Annotated in this window: 12 protein-coding genes; 4 read left to right on the top strand and 8 right to left on the bottom strand. The window is 64.8% G+C overall.

The features are described from left to right. Positions 1 to 23: 23 nt before the first annotated feature. Together BMI01S_RS08105 and BMI01S_RS08100 are read right to left on the bottom strand one after the other, a co-directional pair. A complete protein-coding gene (locus tag BMI01S_RS08105) occupies positions 24 to 1,814 on the bottom strand; it encodes an acyl-CoA dehydrogenase (RefSeq protein WP_028213142.1) in 1,791 nt (596 codons plus the stop codon). Between the two features lie 236 nt (positions 1,815 to 2,050). Next, positions 2,051 to 3,055 carry an AraC family transcriptional regulator gene (locus BMI01S_RS08100; RefSeq protein ID WP_028213141.1) on the bottom strand — a complete coding sequence of 335 codons (1,005 nt, stop codon included), beginning with the start codon at positions 3,053 to 3,055 and terminating at the stop codon, positions 2,051 to 2,053. Positions 3,056 to 4,137: 1,082 nt separating this feature from the next. Between BMI01S_RS08100 and arcD the strand changes: the two genes are divergently transcribed. The 4 genes from arcD (at position 4,138) to arcC (ending at position 8,991) form a co-directional block, all read left to right on the top strand. Beyond that, positions 4,138 to 5,619, top strand: a complete 1,482-nt coding sequence (gene arcD / locus BMI01S_RS08095) for an arginine-ornithine antiporter (RefSeq protein ID WP_042288855.1) — start codon at positions 4,138 to 4,140, stop codon at positions 5,617 to 5,619. A 13-nt stretch (positions 5,620 to 5,632) separates the two neighbouring features. Further along, a complete protein-coding gene (gene arcA, locus BMI01S_RS08090) occupies positions 5,633 to 6,892 on the top strand; it encodes an arginine deiminase (RefSeq protein WP_407669039.1) in 1,260 nt (419 codons plus the stop codon). 79 nt (positions 6,893 to 6,971) lie between these two features. Beyond that, positions 6,972 to 7,982, top strand: coding sequence for an ornithine carbamoyltransferase (locus BMI01S_RS08085; RefSeq protein WP_028213138.1), 1,011 nt, complete (start codon positions 6,972 to 6,974; stop codon positions 7,980 to 7,982). Positions 7,983 to 8,061: 79 nt separating this feature from the next. Beyond that, complete coding sequence (gene arcC, locus BMI01S_RS08080; protein ID WP_028213137.1) at positions 8,062 to 8,991, top strand: carbamate kinase; 930 nt, start codon at positions 8,062 to 8,064, stop codon at positions 8,989 to 8,991. Positions 8,992 to 9,095: 104 nt separating this feature from the next. Here the strand turns inward: arcC and BMI01S_RS08075 are convergent, their stop codons facing one another. From BMI01S_RS08075 to phnX, 6 genes are all read right to left on the bottom strand, one after another. Next, positions 9,096 to 9,350: a hypothetical protein gene (locus BMI01S_RS08075; protein WP_028213136.1), complete on the bottom strand. Its 255-nt coding sequence runs from the start codon at positions 9,348 to 9,350 to the stop codon at positions 9,096 to 9,098. A 91-nt stretch (positions 9,351 to 9,441) separates the two neighbouring features. After that, on the bottom strand, positions 9,442 to 10,263 hold the full coding sequence (ppk2, locus tag BMI01S_RS08070; RefSeq protein ID WP_028213135.1) for a polyphosphate kinase 2: 822 nt from the start codon (positions 10,261 to 10,263) through the stop codon (positions 9,442 to 9,444). Positions 10,264 to 10,416: 153 nt separating this feature from the next. Continuing rightward, entirely contained in the window at positions 10,417 to 10,842 is a 426-nt protein-coding gene (locus BMI01S_RS08065; protein ID WP_238327958.1) for a PRC-barrel domain-containing protein, read from the bottom strand. Positions 10,843 to 10,910: 68 nt separating this feature from the next. After that, positions 10,911 to 11,483: a cupin gene (locus tag BMI01S_RS08060; protein WP_028213133.1), complete on the bottom strand. Its 573-nt coding sequence runs from the start codon at positions 11,481 to 11,483 to the stop codon at positions 10,911 to 10,913. Between the two features lie 327 nt (positions 11,484 to 11,810). Beyond that, a complete protein-coding gene (locus BMI01S_RS08055) occupies positions 11,811 to 12,128 on the bottom strand; it encodes a YnfA family protein (RefSeq protein ID WP_028213132.1) in 318 nt (105 codons plus the stop codon). Positions 12,129 to 12,265: 137 nt separating this feature from the next. Beyond that, complete coding sequence (gene phnX / locus BMI01S_RS08050) at positions 12,266 to 13,069, bottom strand: phosphonoacetaldehyde hydrolase (protein ID WP_028213131.1); 804 nt, start codon at positions 13,067 to 13,069, stop codon at positions 12,266 to 12,268. Positions 13,070 to 13,090 lie beyond the last annotated feature (21 nt).

Below are 13,090 nucleotides of genomic sequence, written 5' to 3'. Positions count from 1 at the left end.
TCCCGGCGCCCGGCGGCACCGGCTCAGAACTGCACTTCGCTCAGCGCGAGCACGCCAGCGTCACCCTTGCCGGCGAGGACCGCGGTTTCGAGGCCGGCCGCCTGCGGGAGAATGTGCTCCGCGTAGAACTGCGCGATTGCGATCTTGGCGCCGTGGAACTCGGGATCGTTCGCGAGTTCGCGTTGCGAGACCAGCAGCGCGCGGGCCATTTGCCAGCCGCACAGCACGATGCCCGCGAGCTTCAAATACGGCACGCTGCCCGCGAACACCGCGTTCGGATCGCTCTTGACGTTCGCAACCACGTAATCGACGACATTCGAAAGCGCGCTCGCGCCCTTCTCCAGTTGCGTGCGCATCGACTGGGCCGCCGCGCCGCCCGCTGCGCCGAGCGCTTCTGCAGTCTGTGCGATGTCGGCAAGCAGCGCCTTCGCGACCGCACCGCCGTCGCGCACCGTCTTGCGGCCGACCAGGTCGTTTGCCTGAATCGCCGTGGTGCCTTCGTAGATGGCGAGAATGCGCGCATCGCGGTAGTACTGCGCGGCGCCCGTTTCTTCGATGAAGCCCATGCCGCCATGCACCTGCACGCCGAGGCTCGTCACCTCGTTGACCATCTCGGTGCTCCAGCCCTTCACGATCGGCACGAGGTACTCGTAGATCGCCAGGTTGCGCGCCCGCACCTCGGCGTCGGCGTGGAAGTGCGCAACGTCGCTATAGGCGGCCGCGACATAGCCGAGCGCGCGCGCGCCTTCGGTCATGGCGCGCATCGAGCCGAGCATGCGGCGCACGTCGGGGTGATGGATGATGGTAGCCGACTGCTTGAGCGAGCCATCGACGGGGCGGCTCTGCACGCGCTCCTTGGCATAGACCACGGCCTTCTGGTAGGCGCGATCGGCCACGCCGATGCCCTGCATGCCCACGCCGAAGCGCGCCGCGTTCATCATGATGAACATGTATTCGAGGCCGCGGTTCTCCTCGCCCACGAGATAGCCGATCGCGCCACCGTTGTCGCCGTATTGCAGCACGGCCGTCGGGCTCGCCTTGATGCCGAGCTTGTGCTCGATCGACACGCAATGCACGTCGTTGCGCGCGCCCAGCGTCCCGTCTTCGTTCACGAGGAACTTCGGCACGACGAAGAGCGAAATGCCCTTCACGCCTTCGGGCGCGTTCGGCGTGCGCGCCAGCACGAGATGGACGATGTTCTCGGCCATGTCGTGCTCGCCCCACGTGATGAAGATCTTCGTGCCGAAGACCTTGTACGTGCCGTCGCCCTGCGGCTCGGCGCGCGAGCGCACCAGCGCGAGGTCGGAGCCCGCCTGCGGCTCGGTCAGGTTCATCGTGCCGGTCCAGTCGCCCGAGATGAGCTTCGGCACGTAGCGCGCCTTGAGCTCGTCGCTGCCCGCCGTGAGCAGCGCCTCGATGGCGCCGTCGGTGAGCAACGGGCACAGCGCGAACGAGAGGTTCGCCGCGTTGAGCATTTCGATGCAGGGCGTGGCGATCAGCTTGGGCAGCGCCTGGCCGCCGAATTCGGTCGGATGCTGAAGGCCCTGCCAGCCGCCCTCGACATACTGGCGGAACGCCGCCGCGAAACCCGGCGTGGCCGTGACCTCGCCGTCGCGCCAGCTGCTCGGCGCGCGGTCGCCTTCCACGTTCAGCGGCGCGATGACTTCACCGGACAGCTTCGCGCACTCGTCGAGCACCGCCTGGGCGGTGTCGATGCCGGCGTCTTCGAAACCCGGCAGGGTTGCGACGGCGTCGATGCCGGCCAGCTCTTTCAGCACGTACAGCATATCCTTGACGGGGGCGTTATAGCTCATGATCGGTCTTCCAGTCACACAGGGATAAATTGGAGGCGCCGCCGGGCCGCTTGCAAAGATGGCCACGAGGCAGCAGTACAGGACGAATCCTAGCGCCAAATGGAGGCGTCACCACTGTCCAAACCGGACCATATGGTGACAATTCTGGCCACGTTTTCGGCTGTATCGACCATCCATTGGGGTTGGCCCTGGCCGCTTTGCCAAGGCGTTCGCTAACGTCGCGCGCGGTCCGGCGTTCAGCCGTGGCGCCGGTAGGTGCCCGGCGTGCTGCCGGTCCAGTGGCGAAACGCGCGATGGAAGGCGCTCGGATCATCGAAGCCGAGATCGCCCCCGATGGCCGCGATCGTGTCCTGTGTGTCGGTGAGGCGCTGGATCGCCACGTCGCGGCGCAGCTCGTCCTTGAGCGCCTGGAACGTCGTCTTCTCGGCGGCGAGGCGCCGGCAGAGCGTGCGCACCGAGCAGTGCTGGCTCTCGGCCGTCTGCTCGATAGTCGGCAGAACGGGCAGTTGCGCGGCGAGATACTGGCGCACGTTGTGGCTCACGAGCTGCTCGCTGAATGTCTCGAAGATCCAGTCGCCGGGCGAGCGCGCGAGAAACGCGCGCAGGTTGCGCTTGCTCTGCCGGATCGGCATGTCGAGGTAGGCCGCGCTAAAGCGCATGAGCGTGGCCTCGCAGCCAAAGCGCACGGGCCCCGAAAAGAAATACCGGTGATCGAGTGCGTGTGGCGGCTGCGGGCAGGCGAAATCGACTTGCAGGAGCGGGATGCGCTGGCCGATCAGCCAGGACGAGACGCCGTGCGCGAGCTTGAGCGTCAGCTCCTGGCCCAACGGCCCAATTGCACCGTATGCCGGGTTGGCGCGCAATGTCACCTGGGCGACAAACCCCTCGCGGCGCGATTCGAGCCGGAAATCGTCGAGCACGATATGGAAGAACTGGTCGAATCGATGCAGCGCCGTTTCGAGGTTGCGTGCGTCAAGCAGGCTCAGGCACAGAAACTTGAGGGTGCCGCTGCGCAGCGGCCGGCTGAAGATACCGGGCATCTCGTCGTCGAGTTCGATGGCGAGCGTTTGATAGAGATTTGAAAACTGTTCCTCGGTCACGCGTCCGCCGGGCTTGGCGAGCAGTTCCGGCGCGATGCCCGCTTCGTTGAGATAGCGGCGAATCACGGCGGGTTCTGCATCGGCGGCGGCCAGAAAGCCGTTGACGAGCGAAATGGGGACGGTGGCGCTAGGCGATGGCATGCGTTGGCGACAGGAAGCGGCTGGAATCAGGCAACAGGGGCACGCGCTCGCGCGAGCTTGCGCGCCATTTTAAAACGGCGCGGCGCATCGCGCCCCAAAAGTCTTCCGATTGCGCGCGCCGGGCCGCCGTCGCGTCAAGTCACACCGCTCCGCTCCGCGCGAACGCTGCGAACCATGCGGGACTGTCAGGGTTGGCGATGGTGGCAGGATTCGCGACCTGCTCGAGCGGCTGCCCATCCCGATGCGGAGGGCTCTTGCAGGTTCGTCTGCACTAACGGTGCCGAAGCCGGCATGCAGGGAACAGTTCAGGGACGCCAGCGGGCGCGCTCGCGCAGTGTCGAGGGTCAGTTCGCGTTCAATGGGCAACGGCATGGGAAGGCAGCCCCTCGCCCCGCTGCAACTGCACTCGCTCGTCGGCCATCCGCCGCGACGGTGTCCATTAACATCCCGGCTCAGTCGTTTCGTTCTCCAGATAAACGAGTGCGGCCTGCGTGACCGAACCCGCCGCTTCGCCGAGCGCCGCCCCCCCGCTGACCGATGATCGCATTCGATGCGCGTCGCAATTATTCTCAATATTTCGAATAAAAGACGGATTGGAACGATTTTTACCGGAGTCGATTCATTTTGGAATTAATCCAAAGAGTGCAGCACGCCTGTCGCCCTGGCTCGAAAAATATCGAATCCGAAAAATGGCGCGACGCAACATCCCTAAATGCCCCTCCTTACGCCGTCCAACAAGGTGCCTCAATGGGTGCGAGTTGCCAAAAGGCGTTTTCCGGCGCGCAATGCGCTTTTCCCATCACGCTCGGCCCGTCGCTTTTCTGTACGCAGTTCGCATAATTCCCGGTCATAAAAATGCCATGCTCCGGCCGCTTTAATTCAATTGCACCGATTCATCTCCCCATATCGGACCAAGGTCTTATTGCCAGATTTCACTCCCCCTATCAGATTGAGCGCGTAGCGACACGGCTTGCATTTCCCCGTCGCGAAATCCGCGCTGCAGTCGCAGGCACAAGCAAGCTCACGGTTTGGGCGCGCAGCGCGAGATGTGCGACCCAGCCGGCTCGTTCTGGAGACCGCTCATGTCCGAATCGACGTCTACGCCTGGCCCCGCTGCCGCACCCGATCGCGCCGCCGCACCGGCCGCCGCCAACAAATTGCGTCTCGGCGCGCTCACCGCCCTCGTCGTCGGCTCGATGGTGGGCGGCGGCATCTTTTCCCTGCCGCAAAACATGGCGGCCAGCGCCGATGCTGGCGCCGTACTGATCGGCTGGGCGATCACCGCGGTCGGCATGCTCATGCTCGCATTCGTGTTCCAGTCGCTAGCCTTGCGCAAGCCCGAACTAGACGGCGGGGTCTACGCCTATGCGAAAGCCGGCTTCGGCGACTATATGGGTTTCGGCTCGGCATGGGGCTACTGGATCAGCGCCTGGCTCGGCAATGTCGGTTACTTCGTTCTCCTGTTCAGCACGCTAGGCTACTTCTACCCGATCTTCGGCGAGGGCAATACACCGATCTCCATCATCTGCGCCTCGGTGCTGCTCTGGGCGCTGCACTTTCTCGTGCTGCGGGGCATCAAGGAAGCGGCGATCGTCAACCAGATAACGACGGTCGCGAAACTGGTGCCGCTGTGCCTCTTCATCATCATTTGTGCGTTTGCGTTCAGCGGCGCCACCTTCACAGCCGACTTCTGGGGCCAGTTGAACCCCAAGCTCGGCAGCGTGACGAACCAGGTCCGCAACATGATGCTCGTGACCGTCTGGGTGTTCATCGGCATCGAAGGCGCGAGCATCTTCTCGGCCCGCGCCGAGAAGCGGAGCGATGTGGGCAAGGCCACTGTCATCGGCTTCGTCGGCGTGCTGCTCCTGCTCGTGCTCGTCAATGTGCTTTCGCTTGGCATACTCACGCAGCCCAAGCTCGCGGCATTGCAGAATCCCTCGATGGCAGGTGTGCTCGAAAACGTGGTCGGACACTGGGGCGCAATTCTGATCAGCGTGGGTCTCGTCGTGTCGCTCGCGGGCGCACTGCTCTCCTGGGTGTTGCTGTGCGCCGAAATCATTTTTTCGGCCGCACGCGACCACACCATGCCGAACTTCCTGCGCAAGGAGAACGCGAAGCACGTGCCGGCCAACGCGCTGTGGCTTACGAACGGCATGGTGCAGATTTTCCTCGTCATCACGCTGTTCTCGAAGGGCACGTATCTCTCGCTCATCTATCTCGCGACCTCGATGATCCTGCTGCCGTACTTCTGGTCCGCTGCCTACGCTTTGCTGCTCGCGGTGCGCGGCGAGACCTACGAAGCCGACAGTGGCGAGCGCAACAAGGATCTCGTCATCGCGGGTGTCGCCGTGATCTATGCCGTCTGGCTCATCTACGCGGGCGGCCTCAAATACGTGCTGCTCTCCGCACTCCTCTACGCGCCGGGCATCGTGCTGTTCGCGCGCGCCAAGCGCGAGGTCGGCCAGCCCGTCTTCACGAACATCGAAAAATTCGTTTTCGCCGCCGTTCTGCTTGGCGCAGTGGTGGCGGCGTTCGGCCTGTACAAGGGCTTTCTCACCCTCTGATTCGAGGAGTTCCATGATGAGTACGGACACTGTCGCCTTCGGCGTACACTCCGAGTCGGGCAAGCTGCGCAAGGTCATGGTTTGCTCACCCGGTCTCGCGCATCTGCGCCTCACCCCCAGCAACTGCGACGAGCTTCTCTACGACGACGTCATCTGGGTCAGCCAGGCGAAGCGCGACCACTTCGACTTCGTGACGAAGATGCGCGAACGCGGCGTGGATGTCCTCGAGATGCACAATCTGCTTACCGAAACGGTGCAGCACCCCGAGGCGCTCAAGTACATTCTTGACCGCAAGGTTCGCCCCGAGACCGTGGGCGTTTCGCTCGCCGGCGAGGTGCGCAGCTGGCTCGAAGGGCTCGAGCCGCGCAAGATCGCGGAATTCCTGATTGGCGGCGTGGTGGCGGAAGATATTCCGGATACCGAACAAAGCAAGATCCTCAAGGAATTTCGCCGTTATCTCGGCTATTCGAGCTTCGTGCTCGCGCCGCTGCCCAATAGCACCTTCACGCGCGACACCACCTGCTGGATTTACAACGGCGTCTCGCTCAATCCGATGTACTGGCCGGCGCGCCGCCAGGAAACGCTGCTCACCACGGCCATCTACCGGTACCACCCCGACTTCGCCGGCAAGGACTTCGAGGTCTGGTACGGCGACCCCGACGAGGACCACGGCGCGGCCACGCTCGAAGGCGGCGACGTGATGCCAATTGGCAACGGCGTCGTGCTGATCGGCATGGGCGAGCGCACGAGCCGCCAGGCCATCGGGCGTCTCGCGCAGAACATCTTCGCCAAGGGCGGCGCCAGGCGCATCGTCGTTGCGGGCCTGCCCAAGTCGCGCGCGGCCATGCACCTCGATACGGTGTTCAGCTTCTGCGATCGCGACCTCGTGACGATCTTCCCCGAAGTGGTCAACGAAATCGTGCCGTTTTCGATTCGCCCCGACGACAAGAGTCCCTCGAAGCTCGACCTGCGCCGCGAGGAAAAGCCCTTCGTCGATGTCGTGGCCGAGGCGCTGGGTTTGAAGAGCCTGCGCATCGTCCAGACCGGCGGCAACGCGTTCGAGGCCGAGCGCGAGCAATGGGACGACGGCAACAACGTGGTGTGCATCGAGCCCGGCGTCGTGATCGGCTACGACCGCAACACCTATACGAACACGCTGCTGCGCAAGGCCGGCGTGGAGGTCATCACGATCACGGCGAGCGAGTTGGGCCGCGGGCGCGGCGGCGGCCACTGCATGACCTGTCCGATCGTGCGCGATGCCGTGGAGTACTGAAAGTTTTCGTGACTGACGTAGCGGCCAGATCGGTCGCCTACCCTCAGCACACCAACCGTATTCGCAATGGAGAAACGACATGGCTTTCAACCTGCGCAACCGCAGCCTGCTCAGCCTGATGCATCACACCCCCCGCGAGCTGAGATACCTGCTCGACCTCTCGCGCGACCTCAAGCGCGCCAAGTACACGGGTACCGAGCAGCAGCACCTCAAGGGTGTGAACATTGCGCTCATCTTCGAAAAGACCTCCACGCGCACGCGCTGCGCGTTCGAGGTCGCCGCGTACGACCAGGGTGCGAATGTCACCTACATCGATCCGACCTCCTCGCAGATCGGCCACAAGGAGAGCATGAAGGACACCGCGCGCGTGCTGGGCCGCATGTACGACGCGATCGAGTATCGCGGGTTCAAGCAGGAAATCGTCGAGGAGCTCGCGAAGTTCGCGGGCGTGCCGGTGTTCAACGGGCTGACCGACGAATACCATCCCACGCAGATGCTCGCCGACGTGCTCACCATGCGCGAGCATTCCGACAAGGCGCTCACGCAGATCAGCTACGCGTATGTGGGCGACGCCCGCAACAACATGGGCAATTCGCTGCTGCTCGTCGGCGCGAAGCTCGGCATGGACGTGCGTATCGCCGCGCCAAAGTCGCTCTGGCCGCATGACGAACTCGTGGCGGACTGCAAGAAGTTCGCCGAGGAAAGCGGCGCGCGCATGCTGCTCACCGAAGACCCCAGAGAGGCCGTGAAGGACGTGGACTTCGTCCACACCGACGTGTGGGTGTCGATGGGCGAGCCGATGGAAGCCTGGGGCGAGCGCATCAAGGTGCTGCTGCCCTACCAGGTGAACATGGCGCTCATGAAGGCGAGCGGCAGCGCGCAAACGCGCTTCATGCACTGCCTGCCCGCCTTTCACAACAGCGAGACGAAGGTCGGCAAACAGATCGCCGACAAATATCCCGAGTTGAAGAACGGCGTGGAGGTGACGGAGGAAGTGTTCGAGTCGCCGCTGAATCTCGCCTTCGAGCAAGCGGAAAACCGCATGCATACGATCAAGGCGATCCTCGTTTCCACGCTCGCCGACATCTGAGCCGCACCGTCTTGCGAGGCGGGTGCGCCACGGTGCGCCCGCCCTGCTCCAACGACACGCACAACCATGGGAGTGCATCATGCGAATCGTGATTGCGCTTGGCGGCAACGCGCTGCTGCGTCGCGGCGAGCCGATGACGGCGGAAAACCAGCGCGAAAACGTGCGCCTCGCGGCCGCCCAGATCGCGCAGATCGCACAGGGTAACGAACTGGTGATCGCGCACGGCAACGGGCCGCAGGTCGGGCTGCTCGCGCTGCAGGGCGAGGCCTACAAGGACGTGCCCGGTTATCCGCTCGACGTGCTCGGTGCCCAGACCGAAGGCATGATCGGCTACATGATCGAACAGGAGCTCGGCAACCTGTTGCCCTACGAGGTGCCCTTCGCAACCATCCTCACCCAGGTCGAAGTGGACGCGAACGACCCGGCGTTCCAGCATCCGAGCAAGCCGATCGGCCCGGTCTACACGAAGGAACAGGCGGAGAAACTCGCCGCCGAGCGCGGCTGGGCCATCGCGCCCGACGGCGACAAGTTCCGCCGCGTGGTGGCGAGCCCGAGGCCGAAACACATCTTCGAGATCCGCCCGGTGAAATGGCTGCTGGAGCGCGGCACGATCGTGATCTGCGCGGGCGGCGGCGGCATTCCGACGCTCTATGGCGAAGGCCACAAGCTCGGCGGCGTCGAGGCCGTGATCGACAAGGATTTGTGCTCGGCCCTGCTCGCGCAGGAGCTGGAGGCCGACATGCTCATCATCGCCACCGACGTGAACGCCGCCTACATCGACTGGAGCAAGTCGACGCAAAAGGCGATCGCGAGCGCGCATCCCGACGAGCTGGAGAAGCTCGGCTTCGCGGCCGGATCGATGGGGCCGAAGGTCATGGCGGCTGCGGAGTTCGCGCGCAACACGGGCAAGGATGCGGTGATCGGCGCGCTGGCCGACATCGTGGCGATTACGCAGGGCAAAGCAGGCACGCGCGTGAGCACGGCGAGGCCGGGGCTGATCTTCTATTGAGTTCGGGCCGCCAGAAAACGGCGCCTGAAAGCAGCAGCCACTGAAAGTCAGGGCGCGCACCGCGGCGGGCAAAGCCGCGGTGCGCGCCCTGTCGCGTCTGTGCTCTACTCCTCGCGCGCGGGCGGCATCACCTGCGCGCTGATGGTGTGCTCGCGCCAGAACAGGTTGTTGATGCGCCCCTGCAACCTGCGCAGTCCCTCCTCGCTCGCCTCGTTGAACGTGAGCAGCGCGCCGGGCCGGCCCGACCCCTCTAGACGCTGAATCGCATCGAACGGCGGAAAGCCGTAGCGCTCCAGAAACTCGCTGATTTCAGCGTCGGTGACGTGTTCGTCGATATTTCCCAGCAGCAGATCGGCCATGGTGTCTACCCCTCATGAGCGTTCAATCGTGATGATAGTGTCGTTTGCTTCGGCGTGACGAGAAGACGCGCCGGTCGAGGTGCCGGACGAGTCAGAACTTTTCGGCCACGTACCGGTAAGCGTAGTCCGGGTCACGGTAGCCTTGTGCCTTCTGGCGCTCCGGCAGCGTGATCTTTCGGCGCGGCAGCGGTTCGTACGGAATGGCGTCCAGAATATGCTGGATGACGTTCAGACGCCCGCGCTTCTTGTCGTCGGACCGGACCACGAACCACGGCGTTTCCGGCGTATCCGTCATGTCGAACATCTCGTCGCGCGCGCGTGAGTAATCGTACCAGCGGCTATACGATTCGAGGTCCATGGGGGAAAGTTTCCAGACCTTGCGCGGATCGTTGATGCGACCTTCGAGGCGACGTGTCTGCTCTTTCTGGCTGACCTCGAGCCAGAACTTGATGAGGATCGTGCCCGAGTCGATGATGGCACGCTCGATGAGCGGCACGCCGCGCAGGAACTCGTTCGCCTGTTGTGGCGTGCAAAAGCCCATCACGCGCTCGACGCCGGCACGGTTGTACCAGCTCCGGTCGAATACCACGATTTCGCCCGCGGCGGGCAGCAGCGGCAGGTAGCGCTGGAAGTACATCTGGGACCTCTCGCGCTCCGTGGGCGCGGGCAGCGCGAACACGCGGAACACGCGCGGGCTCACGCGTTCGGTGAGCGCCTTGATCGTGCCGCCCTTGCCTGCTCCGTCGCGCCCCTCGAATAAAATGCAAACCCGCTTGCGATTCGCGACGACCCATTCCTGCAGCCGGACGAGTTCGCCATGCAGCCGCGCCAGTTCCTTTTGATAGGCCTTTTCGCCGAGCTTCTCCACGGGCTCTTCCGCCTGCTGCGCCTTCGCTTCCGCATTCTTCGCCATCGAAATGCTCCCCGCCGTGAGGCCTCCCACGAGGCATCGTTCCACTATGGTGCGTGGGACAGGGGCGCGCAATAGGACTTTGGACCAAGGCGGACTGCGGACCAGGGAACGGTTCGCCTTGCGGAGCAACAGGCACGCTCGCGCAGGGATCGATCAATCGTGTGCGTAGTTGAATTCGGGCATGGCCTGCAGTTGCGCCTTGTCGGTCCGCAGCACGATCTGCCGGCTGTCGATGCGCAGATCATTGAACGGCACCGCGACGAGATGCTTGCCCATGCCGAGGAACCCGCCCACGGAGAGGATCGCGAAGGCGCCCTGGTTGGGCGACTCGAGCACGATGTCGTCGATCGTGCCGATCTTGCTGCCGTTGTTGTCGTAGACATCGGAGCCCACCAGCCGGGAGGCGCGAAAGCCCGTGCCGGACTGCACCGTCGCCATGCGCTGCACGGCGATCGATTGCGGCGCACCCTGTGCGTGGACGGCCGTCGCCGCGCCCGATGTGCAACACAGCGCAACGATGAGCGCGCCAGCGTGGCCCAACGGCATCCGGCGCAGCAGGCGATTCGATCGGGTCGTCATGGCCTCCCCCTCCCTCGTGCGCGATGCACGGTGACGACCGAGGGGATGCAAGCGCTGTGCCCGGGGCTTCACGCCGACGCGAGCCAATGCTCGACCAGCGGCCCATGCTCGCCGTCGACGGGATCGGTCGGCGGAAACGGCAGCGCCTGCATGATCCGCAACTCGGCCGGCGTGGGCGCGCCGCGCCGAATATCCCACTGCTGCCCGCGCGGATACCCGCCCGCCACGCGAAAGCCACCCGCGAGCGAGAGCAGGCAATGACCCGTGCCAGCCGGGAGCAACAACGCGTCGCCTGCACGCAAGCGCAGCACCCGCCCGCCCGGGCCGCCGAGAATCAATTCGGCCGTGCCCGCGAATACACCGAGCACCTCGTGCGCCGTGGCATGGTAATGGTGATAGTCGAACAAGCCGTCGAATCGTCGCACCGGCCAGCCGTTCGCCTCGAAACGCTCGCTGAACGCGCGCGCGAGGTCCTGGGCGCCGGGTGCGAGCGCGCGCCGATAGACGATCACCGGCAAGCGCGCGTTGTTCGGCACCCAGCCATGCGGGGCCAGATGGAAGGCCTCGACGCTGCCTTTCCCTTGGGCCGGGCGGGTTTCGCGAGCTTTGCCGGGAAAATGAAAAACGCGATTTTCGTGCATCGTCGTTGCCCCCTTCGCATCGCTGCCCCCTGCCGCGCCGGACTCGTTCGTCGCGCTGCTTGCCTGGACGCTCGATGCGTTTGTGTTCCATAGACTGTGCCCGACGTTCACATAGCAACTGGCGTACCGGCCGTCATGCATGGCGCATCGCCCGAGTATCAGTTAGCTTTCCGAAGCATTTTCTCCAGTCCTCCGGGATGGCGGGTGCCACGCGGCACGTATCTGCGGTGGAGGGCCACATGGAGCCGCACCACGAGGCAACGAAGGACCGATGCCGCAGCGGTTCAGCGTCAGGACGCGCCCTGCTATCGCACGGCGACGCACCGATCAGCGCGGCTGGAACATGATGAGCGCCATGCCGCAAAGCGTGAACGCGATACCGGCCCAATCCCACGGGCTCGGCCGGACGGCCTCGACGGCCCACAGCCACAGGATGGCGACGCAGACATACACGCCGCCGTAAGCCGCATACGTGCGCCCCGCAGCCGTGGGATGGAGCGTGAGCAGCCACGCGAAGAGCGCGAGCGAAACCGCGGCGGGCAGGAGAAGCCACGCGCTCGCGCCTGCGCGCAGCCAGCGGTAAGGCAGATAGCAGCCGATGATCTCGGCGAGCGCGGTCACGACGAAAAGCAGGAACGTCTTCATGGGCGGCGGCCACGTATTGGCAAAATGCTGGCCTCTATGGCAGGGGCGCCCATGGTAACGCAGGTCGCTGCAAAGTCCATTCGCGCGACATTGGCAGAATCAGGCACGCGCCCGCTGGGAGGCGCGGGCCGGGGCGCTCAGGGACGCTCGCCGCGCGCGAGCCGCGCATCGATCTCGTTCACCACGGGCAGCAGATCGGCGACGCTGTCGATCACATAGTGCGCGCCCGCCGCCCGCAGACGCTCCACCGCCGCCGCCCGGCGGCGCGCGAACTCGTCCGGCGCGAGGGCGCGGACTGCTTCCTCGGCAAGCCCGAACGCGTTGCCGCTCACGGCGACGCCGACCGCCCACGTCCCCGCGTTGATGCCCTCTTCGATGCCGACTTCGGTGTCGTCCACCTTGATCGCCTCGCGCGCGAGCCACACGCCCAGTTCTGGCAGCGTGCGATAGATCATGTAGGGCGATGGGCGGCCCTCGGGCGTGTCGCCGGTGCAGACGATGCTGTCCGCCTCGAAGCCCTGCGCCTTTGCGACCGGCACGATGCGGTCGATGATCTCGCGCGTGTACCCCGTAGTCGAGCCGATGCGCACGCCGTCGGCGCGCAGCGCGGCGGTCACGGCCGCGACACCTGGAATCACGTCGCTGTACTGCGCGGCCACGGCGACGTTCTTCGGCACGAAGACGTCATACACGGCGTCGATGTCTGCCTCGCCCGGCGCATGGCCGTAGCGCGTTTCCCATGCCGCCGCGACGCGCGGCAGCGCGAGCAGCGCTGCAATATGCGGGCGCTTGGCCATACCCATCGGACCGCGTGCTTCTTCGATCGTGATCGGCACGCCGAATTCCTCGAAGGTCTCGACGAAGGCGCCCATCGGCGCGCGCGAACCGTAGTCGACCACGGTGCCGGCCCAGTCGAAGATCACTGCCTTGACGTGTTTCATAGTCCTGCCAAAGAATCGAGG

The sequence above is a fragment of the Paraburkholderia mimosarum LMG 23256 = NBRC 106338 genome, from assembly GCF_000739815.1.
In the GTDB taxonomy this organism is placed as follows: Bacteria; Pseudomonadota; Gammaproteobacteria; order Burkholderiales; family Burkholderiaceae; genus Paraburkholderia; species Paraburkholderia mimosarum.
Note: the sequence above shows the minus strand (reverse complement) of the source record. Positions and strands in the feature narration are given on the sequence as shown.